The 18,181-nt window shown below is 74.4% G+C and carries 12 protein-coding genes; 7 read left to right on the top strand and 5 right to left on the bottom strand.

Annotated features, from left to right (window positions below):
• Nucleotides 1–29: 29 nt before the first annotated feature.
• Complete coding sequence (locus ACGFMP_RS21585; protein ID WP_393674392.1) at nt 30–2,606, bottom strand: bifunctional FO biosynthesis protein CofGH; 2,577 nt, start codon at nt 2,604–2,606, stop codon at nt 30–32.
• Between the two features lie 228 nt (nt 2,607–2,834).
• Here ACGFMP_RS21585 and ACGFMP_RS21580 point away from each other — a divergent pair, with 228 nt between their 5' ends.
• A complete protein-coding gene (locus ACGFMP_RS21580) occupies nt 2,835–4,373 on the top strand; it encodes a CehA/McbA family metallohydrolase (protein WP_393674391.1) in 1,539 nt (512 codons plus the stop codon).
• Between the two features lie 92 nt (nt 4,374–4,465).
• Here ACGFMP_RS21580 and ACGFMP_RS21575 read toward each other — a convergent pair whose 3' ends face one another.
• Together ACGFMP_RS21575 and ACGFMP_RS21570 are read right to left on the bottom strand one after the other, a co-directional pair.
• Nucleotides 4,466–5,011, bottom strand: a complete 546-nt coding sequence (locus tag ACGFMP_RS21575; protein WP_393674390.1) for a GNAT family N-acetyltransferase — start codon at nt 5,009–5,011, stop codon at nt 4,466–4,468.
• A gap of 287 nt (nt 5,012–5,298) precedes the next feature.
• Nucleotides 5,299–6,408: an AMP-binding protein gene (locus tag ACGFMP_RS21570; RefSeq protein ID WP_393674389.1), complete on the bottom strand. Its 1,110-nt coding sequence runs from the start codon at nt 6,406–6,408 to the stop codon at nt 5,299–5,301.
• 333 nt (nt 6,409–6,741) lie between these two features.
• On the opposite strand from ACGFMP_RS21570, the gene ACGFMP_RS21565 reads away from it, so the two are divergent.
• The 3 genes from ACGFMP_RS21565 to ACGFMP_RS21555 all read left to right on the top strand — a co-directional run bounded on the left by ACGFMP_RS21565 (nt 6,742) and on the right by ACGFMP_RS21555 (nt 11,108).
• Nucleotides 6,742–9,678, top strand: a complete 2,937-nt coding sequence (locus ACGFMP_RS21565) for a BTAD domain-containing putative transcriptional regulator (protein WP_393674388.1) — start codon at nt 6,742–6,744, stop codon at nt 9,676–9,678.
• Nucleotides 9,679–9,872: 194 nt separating this feature from the next.
• Nucleotides 9,873–10,034 carry a hypothetical protein gene (locus tag ACGFMP_RS21560; RefSeq protein ID WP_393674386.1) on the top strand — a complete coding sequence of 54 codons (162 nt, stop codon included), beginning with the start codon at nt 9,873–9,875 and terminating at the stop codon, nt 10,032–10,034.
• A 429-nt stretch (nt 10,035–10,463) separates the two neighbouring features.
• Entirely contained in the window at nt 10,464–11,108 is a 645-nt protein-coding gene (locus tag ACGFMP_RS21555; protein ID WP_393674385.1) for a hypothetical protein, read from the top strand.
• Nucleotides 11,109–11,188: 80 nt separating this feature from the next.
• Here ACGFMP_RS21555 and ACGFMP_RS21550 read toward each other — a convergent pair whose 3' ends face one another.
• Both ACGFMP_RS21550 and ACGFMP_RS21545 read right to left on the bottom strand, forming a co-directional pair.
• Nucleotides 11,189–13,558 (bottom strand): PQQ-binding-like beta-propeller repeat protein, encoded by a 2,370-nt coding sequence (locus tag ACGFMP_RS21550; RefSeq protein WP_393674631.1) that lies wholly within the window; start codon nt 13,556–13,558, stop codon nt 11,189–11,191.
• Nucleotides 13,559–13,795: 237 nt separating this feature from the next.
• Entirely contained in the window at nt 13,796–14,590 is a 795-nt protein-coding gene (locus tag ACGFMP_RS21545) for a VOC family protein (RefSeq protein WP_393674384.1), read from the bottom strand.
• A 305-nt stretch (nt 14,591–14,895) separates the two neighbouring features.
• On the opposite strand from ACGFMP_RS21545, the gene ACGFMP_RS21540 reads away from it, so the two are divergent.
• From ACGFMP_RS21540 to ACGFMP_RS21530, 3 genes are all read left to right on the top strand, one after another.
• Nucleotides 14,896–15,543, top strand: coding sequence for a TetR/AcrR family transcriptional regulator (locus tag ACGFMP_RS21540; RefSeq protein ID WP_393674383.1), 648 nt, complete (start codon nt 14,896–14,898; stop codon nt 15,541–15,543).
• A gap of 465 nt (nt 15,544–16,008) precedes the next feature.
• A complete protein-coding gene (locus tag ACGFMP_RS21535; RefSeq protein ID WP_393674382.1) occupies nt 16,009–16,917 on the top strand; it encodes a trypsin-like serine peptidase in 909 nt (302 codons plus the stop codon).
• A gap of 72 nt (nt 16,918–16,989) precedes the next feature.
• Nucleotides 16,990–18,159 carry a flavin-containing monooxygenase gene (locus tag ACGFMP_RS21530; RefSeq protein ID WP_393674381.1) on the top strand — a complete coding sequence of 390 codons (1,170 nt, stop codon included), beginning with the start codon at nt 16,990–16,992 and terminating at the stop codon, nt 18,157–18,159.
• Nucleotides 18,160–18,181 lie beyond the last annotated feature (22 nt).

Raw genomic sequence — 18,181 nt, 5'->3', positions numbered from 1 at the left:
CCGGCCCTCCCTCAGCGTCCGCTAGGCGTTCAGTCCCCCAGCACGGGCAGCAGTTCCGGCAGGTGGCCGTCGGAGGCGAGGCCGGCCGCGATGCGCTCGGCGGGCACTTCACCGTACAACGTGGTGCGCTGCCTGGCGGGTCTGCCGGCGGCCTCCGCGATGGCGACCAGGTCGCGGATCGACCGGTAGGAGCCGTAACCGGAGCCCGCCATACGGGAGATGGTCTCCTCCATCAAGGTGCCGCCGAGATCGTTGGCACCCGAACGGAGCATGTCGGCCGCGCCGTCCGCGCCCAGCTTCACCCAGCTGGTCTGGATGTTGGTGATGTGCGGGTGCAGCAGCAGCCGGGCCATCGCGGTGACCGCCCGGTTGTCGCGGGCGGTCGGCCCGGGGCGGGCGATGCCGGCCAGGTAGACGGGCGCGTTGGTGTGGATGAAGGGCAGCGTCACGAACTCGGTGAAGCCGCCGGTGCGCTGCTGGATCTCGGCGAGCAGCCGCAGGTGGCCGAGCCAGTGGTGGGGCTGGTCCACATGGCCGTACATCATGGTCGACGACGAGCGGATGCCCAGCTCATGGGCGGTGCTGACCACCTCGATCCAGGTGGCGGTGGGCAGCTTGCCCTTGGTCAGGACCCAGCGCACCTCGTCGTCCAGGATCTCCGCCGCGGTGCCGGGGATCGAGTCGAGCCCCGCCTCCCTGGCGGCGGTCAGCCAGTCGCGGATCGACATCCCGGTGCGGGTGGCGCCGTTGACGACCTCCATCGGCGAGAAGGCGTGCATGTGCATGCCCGGGACGCGGGCCTTCACCGCCCGCGCGATGTCGAAGTAGGCGGTTCCCGGCAGGTCGGGGTGGATGCCGCCCTGCATGCACACCTCGGTCGCGCCGACCTGCCACGCCTGCTCGACCCGGTCGGCGACCTGGTCGAGGGAGAGGGTGTAGGCGTCGGCGTCGGTGCGGCGCTGGGCGAAGGCGCAGAAACGGCAGCCGGTGTAGCAGACGTTGGTGAAGTTGATGTTCCGCGTGACGATGTAGGTGACCTCGTCGCCGACGACGTCCCTGCGCAGGTCGTCCGCGATCCGGCACAGCGCGTCCAGCGCCGGGCCGTCGGCGTGCAGCAGCGCGAGCGCCTCGGCGTCGGTGAGCTTCGTCGGGTCGTCCGCCGCGGTGGACAGGGCCTTGCGGACGTCGGCGTCCACCCGGTCGGGCACCATGCCGGGTGCGGCCTGCTCGCGCAGCTCCGCCCAGTCGCCGTAGACGTCGTCGAAGTCGTCCCTGCGGTCGGCGGTGCGGCCCTCGGTGTCGATGGTGCGGTGCAGGTCGGTGCGGCCGCCGGCCGCGGGGAAGGCCTCGTCCGGCTCCTGCCAGGGCCGGCCCTCGACCTCGGCGTCCTCGCGCGCCAGGCCGGTGACCGGGTCGGCCAGCGCCCTCACGTGCGGCACCAGGCGCGGGTCGAGCCAGGGCTCGCCGCGCAGCACGAACTCCGGGTAGATGGTGAGCCTTTCCCGCAGCGCGAAGCCGGCCTCCGCGGTGCGCGCCGCCAGGTCGTCGATCTGCGGCCACGGGCGCTCGGGGTTGACGTGGTCGGGGGTGAGCGGCGAGACGCCGCCCCAGTCGTCGATGCCGGCCTCGATGAAGCGCGCGTATTCGCCGTCGACCAGGTTGGGCGGGGCCTGGATACGGGCCGCGGGGCCCAGCACCACCCGGGCCACGGCGATGGCCGCGGCCAGCTCCTCCAGCTCTGCGTCCGGCATTCCCCGCATCGCGGTGTCCGGCTTGGCCCGGAAGTTCTGGATGATCACTTCCTGGACGCCGTGGTAGCGGCGGGCGGTGCGGCGGATCGCGAACAGCGAGTCGGCGCGCTCCTCGTAGGTCTCCCCGATGCCGATCAGGATGCCGGTGGTGAAGGGCACGTTGGAGCGGCCCGCGTCCTCGAGGACCCGCAGCCTCACCGCGGGCTCCTTGTCGGGCGAGCCGAAGTGCGGGCCGCCGCGCTCCGACCACAGCCGGGTCGCCGTCGTCTCCAGCATCATGCCCATCGACGGGGCGACCGGCTTGAGCCGCTGCAGGTCCGTCCAGGACAGCACACCGGGGTTGAGGTGCGGCAGCAGGCCGGTCTCCTCCAGCACGCGGATCGACATCGCGCGCACATAGGCGAGCGTGTCGTCGTAGCCGTGCGCGTCCAGCCACTCCCTTGCCTCGGGCCAGCGGTCCTCCGGGCGGTCCCCGAGGGTGAACAGCGCTTCCTTGCAGCCCATCGCGGCGCCGCGCCTGGCGATGTCCAGCACTTCGTCGGGCGAGAGGTACATCCCCTCGCCCGCGCGGCGCAGCCTGCCCGGCACGGTCACGAAGGTGCAGTAGTGGCAGGTGTCCCTGCACAGCCGCGTCAGCGGTATGAAGACCTTGCGCGAATACGTGATGACGCCGGGCCGGCCCGCCGCTTCGAGCCCGGCGTCCCGCACCCGGGCGGCGGTCGCGGCCAGCCGCTCCAGATCGCCGCCGCGGGCCTGGAGCAGGACGGCGGCCTCTCCCGTGTCGAGGGCGACACCCTCCGCGGCGCGGTGCAGCGCGCGGCGCATGGCGTTGGCGGCGGGGGGCGGCAAGGTCATCCCCTGAGCATAGGTCGCCCCCGCGACATTGCGGCTCCCGCGCCACCCGGCGCCTCCTGTCGCCAATCTCTCCCGGCCCCGGGGAATACCGCCGGGGAAGGCCCCCCGGGTCCCCGCCCGCCGAGGAGGTGCGGACGGCCCGTCCGGGGGCGGGGGTTCGGGCTACGGCCCCCCGGCGCACAGGAGGTGGCCACCCTGGCGTCACCCGGCGGCGCGACCGTACCCGCCATGGACCGACGCGACGTACTCAAACTCTCGGCGCTGGCAAGCGCCACCGGCGTCCTTACGCTGGCTCCCGTGAACTTCGCCGCAGCCTCCGACTCCGCCGGCTCGGCCGGCGCCCCCGGCTCCTCCTCGGGCCAGGACCTGACGCGGACCGTCACCAGCCATCTCCCGACCGGCGTCGCCGACTTCGTGTACCTGCCGGTCGAGGTGCCGCGCGGGATCCGGCAGATCGCCGTGTCGTACACCTACGACCGGCCCGCGGTCCCCGCCGGGACCCTCGGCAACGCGTGCGACATCGGCATCTTCGACCAGCACGGCACCGACCTCGGCGGGCGCGGCTTCCGCGGCTGGTCGGGCGGTGCGCGCACCGAGTTCGCGATCAGCGCGGAGGAGGCCACGCCCGGCTATCTGGCCGGACCGGTCGAGGCGGGCACCTGGTACGTCGTGCTCGGCCCGTACACCGTCGCGCCGCAGGGACTCGACTACTCGGTGACGGTCACCCTCACCCCCGGCGACCGGGGCCGCACCCCGAAGCCCGACTACCCGCCGGAGCAGGTCGCCGGGCGGGGCCGCGGCTGGTACCGCGGCGACTGCCATCTGCACACGGTGCACTCCGACGGCAAGCGCACCCTGGAGCAGCTGGCCGCACTGGCCCGGGCGGCGAAGCTGGACTTCATCAACTCCAGCGACCACAACACCAGTTCCGCGCACCCCTTCCTCGGCCCGCTGGCGGGCGACGACCTGCTGATCCTCACCGGCGAGGAGGTGACCACGCGCAACGGCCACTTCCTGGCGATCGGCCTGGACGGCGGGGAGTTCGTCGACTGGCGCTACCGGGCGCGCGACGACGCCTTCGACTCCTTCGCGCGGCAGATCCGCCGCGCGGGCGGCATCGTGGTGCCAGCCCACCCGTACGGCACGAGCCTGGCCAGCCAGTGGAAGTTCGGCTACGACAACGTCGACGCCATCGAGGTCTGGAACGGCCCCTGGACCACCGACGACGAGCTGTCCCTGCTCACCTGGGACAACCTGCTGACCGGTGCGGTGCGCCGGGGCGACGGGCACTGGGTCCCGGCGATGGGCAATTCCGACGCCCACCGCGACCCCGACGTCGTGGGCCTGCCGCAGACCGTCGTCCTGGCGGACGGCCTCAACCGGCACGCGCTGCAGGCGGGGATCAGGGCCGGGCACTCCTGGATCGCCGAGAACGCGGGAGTGCAGCTCGCCTTCACCGCGTCGGGGCCGCACGGCGAGCACGCGGGCATCGGCGACCGGCTGCCGGTCGCACCGGACGCGGACGTCACGGTGAGCCTGACCGTCTCGGGTGTCCCGGCGGACTCGCTGCTGCGCCTGGTCTCCGACGAGGGCCAGGTCTTCGCGGCGCCGCTGCCCGCTTCCGGCGCGATCAGCTGGCAGACCACCGCCTCGCTCGCCGCCTACGTGCGCGCCGAGGTCCGCCACCCGGCGCCCGCGGGCAGCCCGGCCGGAATCCCCGGGCCGGCCGCGGCGATCACCAACCCGATCTGGCTGGGCCGCAAGTAGCGCCGGCCGGACACCGCGGCGCGGCGGGCGCGGACCCGCCGCCGCCGCGGTGCGTCCGGGTCCCCCGGGGGACCCGGACGGCGGTCCGGGCGTCAGGCGGTGCGCAGGCGGGCGGCGTCGGGCCAGGCCATCCGGAGCTTCGCCGGGGTGCCGTCGAGCCGGCCGGGGTCGCCGCCGGGGGCCTCGACGAGGGCCGTCTCCACATGGGCGGCACCCAGGGCGGTGTAGAAGGCGCGGGCCTGCGCGTTCTGTTCCAGGACCCACAGGTGGAGGGCGGGCGACGCCGCCTCGGCGACGGCCGCCTCGGCCGCGCGGCAGAGGAGCACGCTGCCCACACCCGTGCGCTGCCGGGCCGCGGTCACGTGCAGGTTGTCCACCAGGCTGCCCCATGTGCCGTCGTCGTCGAAGACGACATGGACGAAGCCGAGCACGTCCGCGCCGTCCTCGGCGACCAGGGTGCGGGTCCCGGCGGGCGAGGCGAGGCGCGCCGACCAGACGGCCTTGCGGTCGCTGAGGACGTCGCCGTCGAGATAGGCGTCGGAGTAGGCCCCCCGGTAGTGGCGGCGCCAGCTGTCGGCGTGCAGCCGCGCCACCGCTTCCGCGTCGTCAGGACCTGCGTTGCGGATCGACGCCGCCATGCCGTTCTCCTCTTGCCGCCTGCTGAGCCGACCGCAGTCAACCGGACGCGGGGTGGCGCGGGCCAGCGGATTTCGGGCGGCGGACCTGCGGTGGACGGCGGATCCCCAGCGGGCGGCGGACCTCCGGCGGGCGGCGGACCTCCGGCCCCGGACAGCGAGCGGTGGGCGGGCGGCCCGGGACCCGGCGGCGCAGGGACGCGGCCGGGGAGGCGTGCGGGTACGCGGGCGGGGAGGCGTGCGGGTACGCGGCCGGGGAGGCGTGCGGGTACGCGGGCGGGCGCGCGCCGTCAGCCGGTGACCCGTACCGGGAGGAGGATGCGCCACACGGCCTCCTCGAGACCGTGCACGGCGGCGATCCAGCCGACGTTCTCCTCGTCGGTGCCCAGGCGGATCGCCTGCGCGAGTTCCGTCATCGCGTCGGCGAGGTCGCCGTGGCACATGGCCGCTTCCAGGCGGCCGCCGGCCGGGCCGTCGTCGTGGTAGCAGTGGTACGCGGCCGCGCCGCGCAGGACGCCGACCGGGCGCCACTGGGTGGCCAGCCGCCAGACCGGCTCGCCCCCGACGCGTACGCCGTCCGCCTCGACGACCTGCGTGCGGTTGCGGTCGACGGCCAGCGCCTGCCAGCCGTCGGTGCCGGTGAGGATCAGGTCGGGTGCGCAGCGCTGCACGGCCCGCGGCACCGCGCGGGTCGCGTCCGCCGTGGACACCACGAGCGGCACCGCGGCCATCCCCGCGTAGAGGCAGCCGAAGAAGGCGCCCGCGAGATCGGGGCCCTCCGGGTAGACGAGCAGCACGCGGCTGCCGGGGCTGAGCAGCGTGCCGAGCCGGGCGGCCACCGCCCGTGCGCGCCGGTCGAGTTCCGCGAAGCTGCAGCCCGCGGTGCCGGTCCCCGAACCCGCCCGCCCCTCGAAGGGCAGCTCGGGGACCAGCATCGGGTGCCGCTCCGCGCGCCGGCGCAGCAGCGGCCCCGGCAGCCGGCCGCCGTCCCCCGCGACCGGCCGGGCGCCGCCGCCCCCGCCGCCGGGCCGGGCCCTGCGCGGCTTGCCGTGCTTTCCGCCGCTCACGGCAGCGGTCTGCACAGGCGCGGCGAACTGCGGCGCGTACGCCGGGCTCGGCGGCTGCGGGACGTGCAGCGGGCGCACGGAGTCGTCGCGCTGCGGCCGGCCCCACCAGCCGGACCGCCCTCCCCGCACCCCGGTCCCTGCGGCGCCGTCGAACACGCCGGACCCTGCGGCGCCGTCGAGCGCGCCGGACCCGTCCGGGACACCGGTCGGGTATGCGTCCGGCTCGTACGAGCCCGATCCGTACCCGCCTGTCCCCTGGCCGCCGGAGCCGAACCCGTCCGGCGCGCCGGGACCCCGTACCACCGTCCGGTACGACCGATCCGCGCGATCCACGCACTTGGCACACATCGCCGATCAGCTACCCGTCCTGTCGCACAACGTCCCACGGCCCGATCCATCCCCACACACCACAACCTCCGCGCACGCACAGCCGGAACGGCAAATTCAGCCCAACTTCCGCCGTTGGGCCGGTTAGGGGCCCGCATGGGGTGACCCGGGACGTCCCGACACGGCAAACTGACACGGACGGGGCCGAACCAGCGGCCCCACCGACGAGTGCCATGCGGACAACTGTTCCGCCCGGCGATGAATGATTGATATACGCGCGGAGAGCGGTCCGGCTCCTTTTCCGACCGGTTCGGTCCGCGCACGGTTCAGGGGGCACGGATGGGAAGCGGGACGGAACCGGGCCGCGGCCTGCGGTTCGCGGTCCTCGGGCCGGTACGCGCCTGGCACGACGACCAGCCGATCGGCACCGGCTCACCGCAGCAGCGCGCGCTGCTGGCCGTGCTGCTGCTGCGCGGCGGGCGGACGGCCACCGCGTCGGAGCTACAGGACGCCCTGTGGGGGGAGAACGCGCCCAACACGGCGCTGGCCGCGCTGCGTTCCTATGCCTTCCGGCTGCGCAAGGCACTCGGCTCGCAGACCCTGGTCACCGACTCCGGCGGTTACGCGATCCACGTGCCCGCCGAGGCCCTGGACGCCACCCTGGTCGAGCAGCTGGCCGCGGAGGCCGAGAAGGTGCGGCAGAGCGACCCGGCGCAGGCCCGCGAACTGCTGCTCAGCGCCCTGGACATGTGGAACGGCGAGCCGCTCGCCGGACTGCCGGGCCCCTACGCCGAGACCCAGCGGGTCCGGCTCGCCGAATGGCACCTCGGCCTGATCGAGACCAGGCTCGAACTCGACCTGGAGATCGGCGCCCACGCCGAGGCCGTCTCCGAACTCACCGCGATCACCGCGGAGCACCCGCTGCGCGAGCGGCTGCGCGCCCTGCTGATGCTCGCCCTCTACCGCAGCGGGCGGCAGGCCGAGGCGCTCGGCGTGTACGCCGACACCCGGCGGCTGCTCGCGGACGAGCTGGGCATCGACCCGTCCGCCGAGCTGAGCGACCTGCACCAGCGCATCCTCGAGGCGGACGCCGGGCTGGCCCCGCCGCAGGGCGCCGCCGCGCCGGGCGCGGCCGAGGTGCCGCGGCCCGCGCAACTGCCTGCCGCGGTCCCCGACTTCACCGGCCGGGCCGCCTTCGTGCGGGAGCTGGGCGAGCAGCTGGCGGCCGCCTCTCGCGGCAGCGGGGTGATGGCGGTCTCCGCCGTCGCGGGCATCGGCGGCGTCGGCAAGACCACGCTGGCCGTCCGGGTCGCGCACGAGGCGCGCGAGGCCTTCCCTGACGGGCAGTTGTACGTCGACCTCCAGGGCACCGGCCCGCGGCCGGCGGAACCCGAGGCGGTGCTCGCCTCCTTCCTGCGCGCGCTCGGCCTGCCGGACGCGGCGATCCCCGACTCGCTGCCCGACCGCGCCGCCCTCTACCGCTCCACGCTCGACGGCCGCCGGGTCCTGGCCCTGCTCGACAACGCCTACGACGCCGCCCAGATCCGGCAGTTGCTGCCCGGCACCCCCGGCTGCGCCGCGCTGGTCACCAGCCGGGTGCGGATGGTGGACCTCGCCGGCGCGCACCTGGTGGACCTGGACGTGATGTCCCCGGAGGAGTCGCTGCTGCTGTTCACCCGCATCGTCGGCGAGGAGCGGGTCGGCAGCGAGCGCCAGGCCGCCCTCGACGTCGTCGCCGCCTGCGGCTTCCTGCCGCTCGCGATCCGTATCGCCGCCGCCCGCCTCGCCGCCCGCCGCACCTGGACCGTGTCCGTGCTCGCCGACAAGCTCGCCGACCACCGGCGGCGGCTGGACGAACTGCGGGCCGGCGACCTCGCCGTCAAGGCCACCTTCGCGCTCGGCTACGACCACCTGTCGCCCGCACAGGCGCGCGCCTTCCGGCTGCTCTCGCTGCCCGAAGGGCCCGACATCTCGCTGGACGCCGCGGCGGCCGTGCTCGACCTGGACCGCTACAGGACCGAGGAACTCCTCGAAGCACTGGTCGACATCAGCCTCATCGAGTCGGCGGCGCCCGCCCGCTACCGCTTCCACGACCTGCTGCGGCTCTACGCCCGCGACCGCGCGGAGGCAGACGAGCCCGAGGAGGCCCGCTGCGCGGCGCAGTCCCGCCTGCTGGACTTCTACCTGGCCTCGTCCGTCTCCGCCTACGAGCTGGAGAATCCCGGCGACCGGATCCTGGGCCACCTCGCGCCCACGACACACCCGGGCCTGTCCTTCGGCACCAGGCAGCAGTCCCTCGACTGGCTGTACTCCGAGGCCCAGGGACTGCTCGCCGCGGTGCAACAGGCCGCGGACGACGCCTGCGAGAGCTTCCTGCGGCGGGCCGTCGACGTCCTGCTCGTGGCCCAGGACCTGATGGAGTCAGGCGTCTACGCCCGGCAGTACGAGCAGGCCGCCAACGCGCTGGTCGCCACCGCGCAGGCCTGCGGCGACACCCTGGTCGAGGGCCGCGGCCGGGTCTGGCTCGGCCAGCTGCTGCGGGTCTCCGGCAGGTTCGAGGCGGCGGAGGCGGAGACCAAGCGGGCGCTGCTCCTCGGGCTCGCCGCCGAGGATCCGATGACCTGCAGCTACGCGCCGAACCTGCGCGGCACCCTGGCCCACCAGGGCCACCGCTTCGCCGAGAGCGCCGAATACCACGCCAGCGCCCTCGACGCCTTCAGGACCGACGGCAACAAGCACGGCGAGGCCGCGGCTCTGAGCAACCTGGCCCGCGCGCAACTGGAGCTGGGGGACAGCGCCTCGGCGATCGCCGCCACCGAGCGCACCGTGGCGATCTACCGCGAGCTCGGCGCCGGCTTCCGGCTCGGCAACGGCCTCTACTCGATGGGCGTCACCCTCACCGCCACCGGCTCCTACTACGAGGCGCTGGACTGCCTCACCGAGGCGCTCGAGGTCTTCCGCGCCGCCCGGCAGCACCTGTGGGAGGGCCTGGCCCTCTACCGGCTGGCCCAGCTGCACCTGGCCGCAGGCCGATACCGGCAGTCCGCCTCGCATGTCGAGCAGGCGCTGGTCATCATGCGCGAGATCGGCGGGGAGTGGCGCACCGCGAACGCGCTCACGGTGCTCGGCCGGGCCCTCGCGGCGATGGGCCAGGAGGTGCGCGCGCACGCCTGCTGGCACGACGCCCTGGCCGCCTACTCGTCGCTGGGGTCGCCCGACGCGGCGCAGGTGCGCCGGCTGCTCGGCGACGAGTCGGAGTCTTCGGCCGCGGTCTGAGCGGCGCCGCCCGGGGCCTCCGCGACCGAACCGGTACCCGGCATTGCCCAACTGGTGGCGTTTATCAGTTGATTATCGGTGGGTGTCAGGATTCCATCACTGAACGAGCTGCCCGCTCGGCGGTGCACGGGGGTCGCTGCCGAGCGGGCGTTACGACAGCGTCCCCAAGCTGGACACGCACACAGGAGAGCACCATGAGCGCAGATCAGCCCAAGGTCCCGACCGGCGACGGCACCGTCGAGCCGGACAACTTCCACACCGAAGGCACTCCCGAGCCGGTGGCGACCACACCGCTCACCACCAAGCCCGGCACGGTGACGCCGGACAACTTCCACACCGAGGGCACCAAGCCGTAAAGCCCGCGGTCTGGATCCCACGGGGGGATCACGGGGGGATCGGGGAGCACACGGGGGACCAGGGGGACAGCCCGGGAGGGGGAAACGTCCGCGGATCAGGGGATCGCGGACGGACGTCCCGGGCGAGCACAGCAGACCGGCCGCAGCGTGGAGGGGACGCTGAGGCCGGTCTGCTGGCTTTCGCGCTGCCCGCGGGGGCGGCTTCCTACGGGGCGGCTTCCTACGGGGGGCGTCTTCCTGCCGGGGCGAGCGCGGGGCGGCCGGTCCGGGAAGGCGGCGCGGGGGCACGGGCCGCCGGTGAGGTAGGCGGCGCGGGGGCACGGGCCGCCGGTCGGCGACGCGGTGCGCCTCCTGCGTGGCGAATACCGCAAACCGGGCGTAACCTCGGGCGCGAGGGGGCTGAGTACGCGAAAGAGGCGGTGCCGCCGGATGCTCCGCAACATCCTCGGCTCGCTCATCGCGCTCATCGGAGCGGCGCTCGCCGTCTGGAGCCCCTTCCGTATCTGGTACGGCGGGCGCCACGGGTCCGACATCCGGGTGCACGACCTCTTCACCGGGGTCGGTGCAGGCCCGGCCGACGCGGCCCTGCTCGGCTCCCTCTTCCTTCCGCTGGGCTTCGCGGCCCTGCTCACCCTGCTGGGAGTGCTGATGCGGTCCCGGCTGTCCGTCGGCGCGGCGGGGGTGCTGGTGCTGGGCGTCACCGTGCTGTGGATGGTCCGGCAGGCGCAGTCCACCGGTTCGCTCACGGCCGGCGGCGACGGCCTCGACGTCGGCGTGGCGGCCGCGGTGGGCGGCGGCGCGCTGCTCCTGCTCGGCGCGACCGTGATGCCGGGCCGCCGCGCCACCCGCGACGGCAGACCCGCCGCGGAGTACGGTGCGTGGCCGCCGGCCGACGCGGTCCGCCCCGACGACCAGCCGTCCTGGCCTTACGAGCCGCACGAGCCGCACGAGCCGTACGAACAGCCTGACGCCGGCGATACGGCCGCGGCGAAGGCGGCGCGCGAGGCCCCCTACCGGCCCGAGGACGACGACACCCTCACCCTTCCGCCGCTGCCCGACCGGCCACCGGGCTGACGGTCCGCCCTGTCATTGGCGGCCCGGGGCGGGAAGACGGGGCGCGGCTCTGGAAGTGGCGGGGGCGCGGCCGGTCGGTGCTACGCCCGGCGGGGCGACGCGCCGGTGCCCTTGGTGGCGTCGAGCGCGTACACGCAGCGGTCCTTCGAGCAGGCGTAGACGACGCCGTCCGCACTGACCGGTGAACCGGTGATCTCGCCGCCGGTCTCCAGGCGCCAGCGCAACTGGCCGCCCTGCGCGTCGACCGTGTAGAGGCAGTGGTCCTTGGATCCGAAGTGCACCCGGCCGTCGGCGACCGCGGGCGACCCGACGATCTCGCCCTGCGCCGCGAAACGCCAGCGGGGTGTGCCGCTGACCGCCTCCAGCGTGTAGAGAGCGCTGCCCGCGCCCAGGTGCACCGCCCCGGCCGCCACCACGACCGGCTCGACGGACTGCCGCGGCTCGGTGGCCACCCGCCACCGCTCCCGGCCGCCCGCCGGGTCGAGGGCATAGACCGTGCCGAGGTGGTCGGTGACGTAGACCCCGCCACCGGACGTCCCGGGGCCGGACACGTACGCGGGCGGTGCGAACATCACGGCCGGGGCGTCGAAATGCCAGCGCTCGGCCCCCGTGCGCGCGTCGAGCGCGAGCACCCGGGTGCCCGCGGTCAGATGGACGATGCCGTCCGCGACCACCGGCCTGGTGGGCACCGAGCCGCCCGCGCCGGACTCGCCGACGGGGTACGACCACATCTCCGCCCCGGTCAGTGCGTCGACCGCGTGCAGTTGGCCGCCGCCCTGGTAGTACACGGCCCGGCCGACGACGGTCGGCCCCGACTCCGGCGACTCGAACTCGGTCTGCGCGCCGCTCCGCTCCCACCGCAGCATCCCGCGGCCCGCGTCCCATGACTGGACCCCGCCGCCGCGGGTCCCGGTGACCACGGTGCCCGCGTCGGTCCTCACCGCGTAGACCCAGCCGTCGATCTGCGTACGCCACCGGTCGGCGCCGTCCGCCGCGTCCAGCGCGAAGAGGCTCGGGCCGTCAGAGGCGTGGATACGCCCGCCGGCCACCGCCATCGTCCACGCGACGTCCCTGGTCTTGAACTCGCGCCGCCCGCTCGCCACATCCAGCGCGTGCACCTCGAAGGAGGTGACGTACAGCAGCCCGCCGGCCACCACCGGGGTGCCCCATACGTCGTTGGACATCCGGAACCGCCAGGGCCGCCACTCCGCGGGCGGCGCCGCGGCCGCGCCCTGGCCGGGCACGGCCACCGGCGCGGGATCGCCCGCCCGGTGCGCCCCGGCTCTGCGGCGGACCCATTCGGTGCCGGGTGCGGCGCCGCTCACCGCCTTGTGTTCTGCGGCCTCCGCGACCCGCAGGCCAGGGCCGATCGGCGCGGAGCCGGCAAGCTGCACCGCCTCACCCGCGCCGTGCCGGCTGTGGCCGCCGTCGCCGCCTGGCGAGTGCGCCGGGATCGGCGGCGGCTGGGCCGGGCGGGGCGGCAGCAGGTCGGCCTGCGCTCCGCGGGGCCGGCCGGCGGCGTGCGCGCCGCGCCCGCTGTCCGCTGCGGCCGGCACCCGGCCGCTGCGGCGCTGCTCTATCAGGGCGACCGCCCCCGGCGGCAGCCAGGCCGACGCCGTCCCCGTGTCGTCGCCACCGGTGGAGAACAGGTGCGGGGCGAGCTGCGCCTGGAGGTCGGCCGGGGTGGGCCGGCCCTCGGCCTCCATCCGCATGCAGGACTCGATGAGCGGGCGCAGCTCGTCGGGCAGGCCGTTCAGGTCGGGGCCCTCGCGCAGCAGCATGAACACGGTCTCCACCGGGTTCGCACCGTGGAAGGGCGCATGGCCGGTCGCGGCGAAGACCAGCGTCGAGCCGAGCGAGAAGATGTCGCTCGCCCCGCGCACGCTGCGGGAGTCGCGTGCCTGCTCCGGCGACATGTAGGCGGGGGTCCCGACCGCGACGTTGGTCATCGTCAGCCGGGTGTTGGACACCCCGGAGGCGATACCGAAGTCGATGACCCGCGGCCCGTCCTCGACGACCAGCACGTTGGACGGTTTCATGTCGCGGTGCACCAGGCCGGCCGCGTGAATCGACTGGAGGGCCTCGGCGATGCCGGCGGCGAGCCAGCGCACCGCCTGGGCGGGCATCGGCCCGGCCTCGTTGACGATCTCCTCTAGCGACGGCGCCGGGACGTAGGCGGTGGCGAGCCAGGGCACGGCGGCCCGCGGGTCGGCGTCCACGACGGCGGCGGTGTAGAAGCCGGACACGGCGCGAGCCGCCTCCACCTCACGCGTGAAGCGGACCCGGAAGAGCTGGTCCTCGGCGAGCTCCGCGCGCACGGTCTTGATCGCCACCCGGCGGCCGGAGGCCGAGCGGGCGAGATAGACCAGCCCCATGCCGCCGGCGCCGAGCCGTCCCAGCACCTCGAAAGGGCCGATCCGTCTCGGGTCGTGCTGCGTCAGCTGCTCCACCACTGCCCTGCCACCTCCCCGTACCCGCGTTGTTGCGGCCCTGCTCCGCGTCCGTACGTCCTGCCCTTCGCGGTCCGTTGCCCGCGCCCACGCCAGAGTACGGACCTGATTGTTCCTGGGAAGAGCGCCGGTTGCGAACCCGGGGCCATCACGACACGCACAGGGAGCGAACTCGTTATCATCCGCCATCTGTCGCCCCGGGAGCGGCACAACGCGCCGAAAAGGATCGGGGGGCCGTCAACTCCCTGCTATGGGGCTCTCCTTGCGCTGGCGGTCGATGATGGTGAAGGTCGCGCCCTGGTCGTCGGTGACACCGGCGAGCCGGCCGAAGGGCGAGTCCGCGGGCTCACCGGTCACCCGGCCGCCGAGCTCCCGCACCGTCTCGACGGCCACATCGCAGTCCGCCACCGCGAAGTAGACGCGGAAGGCGGCGGGCTGGTCCTCCGGCACCCCGGCACCCAGCTCCAGCCGGCCGCCGACCTGCCGCTCCGGCTCGGCCGGCAGCGCCCACACCTTGTAGTCGAAGTGCTCGCCGTCGCCGATCTGCTCGGCCCGATACCCGAACAGCGCCTCGTAGAAGGTGTCGACCGCCGCCGCGTCCCGCGTGTGGTTCTCCGTCCAGCAGAAGGCCCCGGGGCGGTCGGTGATGCCGAAGCCCAGATGCTCCCCCGCCTGCCACACGCCGAACACCGAGCCTCCGGGGTCGACCGCGCCCAGCATCACCCCGGCCTCCCCCGCCTTGTCCGGGCCGAAGACGACCTGCCCGCCGGCCGCGCCGATCCTGGCGGCGGCGCCGGTCGCGTCGGGCGACGCGAAGTAGACGCTCCAGGCGGTGGGCATCGCGGGATCCGGCTTGGCCATCAGGGCCGCAGCCGGCCTGCCGTCGCGGAAAGCCAGTGTGTAGTGCCCGAAATCCTCGCCCTGGTCCTCGAAGGTCCAGCCGAACAGCTCCCCGTAGAACCGCCGGGCCGCCGCCAGGTCGGGCACCGCCGCGTCGACCCAGCAGGGTGCGCCTTCACTGAATGCGGACATGATCCGGTCCTTCCTCTCCATGGATCCCCATCTGCTCGACGGCCGCCCCGGCCGCCTTCTTCAGTGATCTTCCCCACAGCCTGAGGGCCTAATTCGAACATATGGTCAATTCTTCGAGGGGCCACCCGTCGGGTACCGCAAAAGGCCACAAAAGGTACACAAAGGTCGGCTCGGCGACCCGAAAGCAGGTTCCGCTTAGCTCTCGCAAACCCTCATTGACCTGCGTCTTCCGTACCACCAAGCACCCCCTCCCCATTTGCACGCGGCCAAATCGCGCGAGGATCACCCGCCGGTAAGCTGACGGCATGACAGGACAAGTTCGCACCGTCGACGGACGTGTCGCGGGTCGCCGAGGGCAGGCGACGCGGCAGAAGCTGCTCGACTGCCTGAGCGAGATGCTCAGCACGTCGCCGTACCGGGACGTCAAGGTGATCGACGTCGCACGGATGGCCGGCACCTCGCCCGCCACCTTCTACCAGTACTTCCCCGACGTCGAGGGCGCCGTCCTGGAGCTCGCCGACGAGATGGCGAAGGAGGGGGCGAGCCTGACGGAGTTGGTCGCGGGCCGCTCCTGGGTCGGCAAGTCGGGCGCCCAGGCGGCCGACGAACTCGTCGACGGCTTCCTCTCCTTCTGGCGGAAGAACGACGCCATCCTCCGCGTCATCGATCTCGGTGCCGCTGAAGGGGATAAACGTTTCTCCAAAATCCGCACCAAGATCCTCACCGCGGTGACGGGCTCGCTCACCGAGTCCATCAAGGAGCTTCAGGGCAAGGGTCGCGTCGACAAGGACGTCAGCGCACCGGCCATCGCCGGCTCACTGGTGACCATGCTCGCCGCGGTGGCCGCACACCAGAAGGGCTTCACCGGGTCCGGCTTCAAGCAGGCCGACCTCAAGCCCAACCTGGCGCTGCTCGTGCACCTCGGTGTGACCGGCAAGAAGCCGCCCAAGTAGTCGCGGGCACAGCCGCCGAGCGGCCGAGCGGCCGAGCCGCCGAACCGGTTGCCGGAGCAACCGAGGCCTGTGTCGCCACGAGCGGTACGGCAGACCCGTGCGGGCGGGCCTCCGCACGGCGGGCGGTGGCGCGAAGGACGCTGCGCGATCGGCACCGGCAATGCGGACCGGCGCGAATTGCCCGACCGACCGGTCCGACGTGGCGCGACGAGCCCGGCGCGGCGGCCCAAATCCGGCGCGGCATGAGGTCGCCGCCGGCGCGTGGCGGCCCCTGACGCGCGGACAGCCGCGCACAGCGGACGCCCGCAAGACCGGCGGCACAGCCGCGCACAGCGGACTGCCGCAAGACCGGCGCGGGCCACCACCGGACGACCGCAAGACCGGCGTGGGCCGCCACCGGTCGACCGCGCCGTCGCCCTCGCGACCGCGACCCGTCCTCCGCCGCTGCCGAAGGGGCCGACGCCCGTGCTGCTGCGACGCATGCTGCTGCCACTGACGTGCACCGCGCTCATCGCGCTCCCGGCTGTCCTGTGGCCCGCGCGCGGCGGAACCGTCCGTACGGCTCCGGGCTGGACCGCGCAGGCCGCCGCCCGCTTCTGGACGCCCGAGCGGATGACCGCCGCCATGCCGGCGCCGGGGCGCAGCCTGCCGCCGGTCGACCAGGCGGCCGCCGAGACCCCCGCCTCGGAGGCGCCCGACTCCGCCGCGTACATCGCGGGAGTGCCCGCCGTGGGCGTGCTCTTCTCCGTCGGCGACGACATGGCCGCGCATTACTGCACGGCGAGCGTCGTCCACAGCCCCGGCCGTGACCTCGTCCTCACCGCGGCCCACTGCGATCCGGGTACCGACGTCGGCTTCGTGCCGCAATACCGCGCCGGTGTCGGCGCGGACCGGCAGCCGTACGGGATCTGGGCGGTCGCGGAGGTCTTCACCGACCCGCGCTGGGCGCCGGACGACGATGCCGCCTCCGACCACGACGTCGCCTTCGCCCGGGTGAGGCGCAACAGGCACGGGCAGCGCCTCGAGGACGTCACGGGCGCCAACCGGCTTGCCCCCACCCCCGGCTACCGCAACCGCGTCACCGTCATCGGCTATCCGCGGCTCGGCGGCGACCCGACGGACCGGGCGGTCGCCTGCACGACCACCACGGGACGCCTCGACCGGCGCGACCAACTGCGCCTGTTCTGCGACGGCTTCTCGGGCGGCACCTCGGGGAGCCCCTGGCTGCTCGGCTACGACAGCCGCACCGGGACCGGCACGGTGATCGGCCTGATCGGCGGCCTCGGCGGCGGCGGTCCCACCGACCGCGTCTCCTACAGCCCCCTCTTCTCGGACGCGGTCCTCGCCCTCTACCGCAGGGCCACCGGCGGCTGACGCGTCCCTGTCCCGCCGGGCGGCTACGCTCTCGACCGCAGCCAGTACCCCGCCCCACCACAGGAGTTCCGCATGTCCGAGCCAACCCCCACCCCAGCGGCAGCGGGCCTGGCCGCGACGCCCGACGCGATCGTGATCGGCGCGGGCCCCGGCGGCCTGGCAGCGGCGGCGGCGCTGCGGCAGCGTGGCCTACGCCCTCTCGTCCTGGAGCGCGCGGAACAGCTCGGCGCGTCCTGGCGCGGCCACTACGACCGGCTGCACCTGCACACCACCCGAAGACTCTCCGCGCTGCCGGGGCTGGGGATACCCCGCGCGTACGGCCGCTGGGTCGGCCGGGACGACGTGGTGCGCTACCTGGAGCAGTACGCGGAACACCACAGCCTCGACGTCGCGACCGGGATCGCCGTGGACCGCGTCGAGCGGGGCGACGCCGGCTGGGAACTGCCCGCCACCGGCGGCCGGGTGCTGGGCTCACCGGTCGTCGTCGTGGCCACCGGCCACAACCACACGCCCCACATCCCCGACTGGCCCGGCCGCGACGCCTTCACCGGCGAACTGCTGCACGCCGCCGACTACCGCAATGCCGCCGCATACGCGGGCCGTGACGTGCTGGTCGTCGGGGTCGGCAACACCGGCGCAGAGATCGCGGTCGACCTGGTCGAAGGCGGTGCGGGCCGGGTGCGGCTGGCGGTGCGCACCCCGCCGCACATCATGCGCCGCTCGACGGCGGGCTGGCCGGCGCAGGCCAGCGGCATCCTCGTCCGGCGGCTGCCGACGCGGCTGGTGGACCGGGTGGCGCCCTACATCGAGCGGGCGAGCGTGCCGGACCTGTCCGCCTACGGTCTGCCGCGGCCCGAGAGCGGGTTGTACGCGCGGGTGCTGGACGGGGCGATCCCGGTGCAGGACGTCGGGCTGATCGACGCGGTGCGGTCGGGGCGGGTCGAACCCGTCGCCGCCGTCGAACGGTTCGAGGGCGGGCAGGTGCATCTCGCGGACGGCTCGCAGATCGCCCCCGAGGTCGTGGTCGCCGCGACCGGCTACCGGCGCGGGCTGGAGGGGCTGGTCGGCCATCTCGGGGTGCTGGACGGCCGCGGGCGCCCGGTGGTGCACGGGCCGCGCACCCCTCCGGGCGCGCCGGGGCTGTTCTTCACCGGGTTCACCAACCCGATCAGCGGGATGTTCCGCGAGATGGCGATCGACGCCCGCCGGATCGCCAGGGCGGCGTCCCGCATCCGCCCGTGATCTGCGACGACGGGGCATTCGA

It is taken from the genome of Streptomyces sp. NPDC049040 (assembly GCF_043197715.1).
Classification (GTDB): Bacteria; Actinomycetota; Actinomycetes; order Streptomycetales; family Streptomycetaceae; genus Actinacidiphila.
This window is presented reverse-complemented; position numbering and strand designations above follow the sequence as displayed.

Excerpts from the sequence above, each read along its gene's own strand:
- ACGFMP_RS21575 (WP_393674390.1), bottom strand. The coding sequence starts at position 5,011 with ATGGCGGCGTCGATCCGCAACGCAGGTCCTGACGACGCGGAAGCGGTG.
- ACGFMP_RS21585 (WP_393674392.1), bottom strand. The coding sequence starts at position 2,606 with ATGACCTTGCCGCCCCCCGCCGCCAACGCCATGCGCCGCGCGCTGCAC.
- ACGFMP_RS21580 (WP_393674391.1), top strand. The coding sequence starts at position 2,835 with ATGGACCGACGCGACGTACTCAAACTCTCGGCGCTGGCAAGCGCCACC.
- ACGFMP_RS21555 (WP_393674385.1), top strand. The coding sequence starts at position 10,464 with ATGCTCCGCAACATCCTCGGCTCGCTCATCGCGCTCATCGGAGCGGCG.
- ACGFMP_RS21540 (WP_393674383.1), top strand. The coding sequence starts at position 14,896 with ATGACAGGACAAGTTCGCACCGTCGACGGACGTGTCGCGGGTCGCCGA.
- ACGFMP_RS21565 (WP_393674388.1), top strand. The coding sequence starts at position 6,742 with ATGGGAAGCGGGACGGAACCGGGCCGCGGCCTGCGGTTCGCGGTCCTC.
- ACGFMP_RS21530 (WP_393674381.1), top strand. The coding sequence starts at position 16,990 with ATGTCCGAGCCAACCCCCACCCCAGCGGCAGCGGGCCTGGCCGCGACG.
- ACGFMP_RS21560 (WP_393674386.1), top strand. The coding sequence starts at position 9,873 with ATGAGCGCAGATCAGCCCAAGGTCCCGACCGGCGACGGCACCGTCGAG.
- ACGFMP_RS21545 (WP_393674384.1), bottom strand. The coding sequence starts at position 14,590 with ATGTCCGCATTCAGTGAAGGCGCACCCTGCTGGGTCGACGCGGCGGTG.